The organism is Kitasatospora sp. NPDC059088, from assembly GCF_042738155.1.
Lineage (GTDB): Bacteria > Actinomycetota > Actinomycetes > Streptomycetales > Streptomycetaceae > Kitasatospora.
In genome coordinates, this window is record NZ_JBHYGR010000092.1 from 8,230 (window position 1) to 8,946 (window position 717).

Consider the following 717-nt stretch of genomic DNA (forward strand, 5'->3'; position numbering starts at 1 on the left):
CCCCGCCGCCCCCCCCGGCCCCCGCCCCCCCCCCCCCGCGGCGCCCCCCGCCCCCGCCCCCCCCCCCCCCCCCCCCGCCCCGGGGGGGGGCCGCCCCGGGGGGGGGGGGCCCGGGACGGATCGGGATCAGATGTGGAGGATCTTTCCAGCTGGCGCGCGGTGGCCTGGTCGTGCCCGGTGGATCTCCGCCTCGTACTGATCGGCGTCGAAGCGGAACTCCGGGAGATCGACCTCCTCGGTGACCGGGTTGCGCCAGCCGCTCCAGACCACGTGCTGCCCTTCGCGCCTGATCGTCACGTAGACCGCACCGCAGCACCCTTCGGTGCACCCGGCCTCGGCCAGCCGAACCTCACGAGGGACGTCGGTCGCATGCAGCGGCGCGCTCGGGCCCACCAGGTAGCGAGGATCCTCTGCGGGCCCCTCGTCGAACACGTCGGTCAGGACGTCCCGCCCGTCGACGACCGGTCGGCATTCGGCGCCGGCCCTGGTTCCGAGTGGTGGCACGACGATGCGGAGGGACAGCCGATGCGGTTCTGTGGTCATCGCCTGATGGTCGCGGAGTCATCAGCGGTTGTCAGCCGGGTTTCTGCTCGGGGAGAAGCCTCCGGCTCCCGGCTCCCGGCTCTGGCGGGAACGGCGGAAGCCGGGGGGGGGCGCCGGCCGGGGGGGCCAAACACCCCCCCCGGGCGAGGGGGGCGGTGGGCGCGGGGGACGGGG

General features: G+C 76.3%; 1 protein-coding gene. It reads right to left on the bottom strand.

Going from position 1 to position 717, the window contains the following annotated elements:
* Window positions 1-126 precede the first annotated feature (126 nt).
* Window positions 127-543: a hypothetical protein gene (locus ACFWXO_RS31620; protein WP_380528040.1), complete on the bottom strand. Its 417-nt coding sequence runs from the start codon at window positions 541-543 to the stop codon at window positions 127-129.
* Between the last annotated feature and the right edge of the window lie 174 nt (window positions 544-717).

Excerpts from the sequence above, each read along its gene's own strand:
- ACFWXO_RS31620 (WP_380528040.1), bottom strand. The coding sequence starts at position 543 with ATGACCACAGAACCGCATCGGCTGTCCCTCCGCATCGTCGTGCCACCA.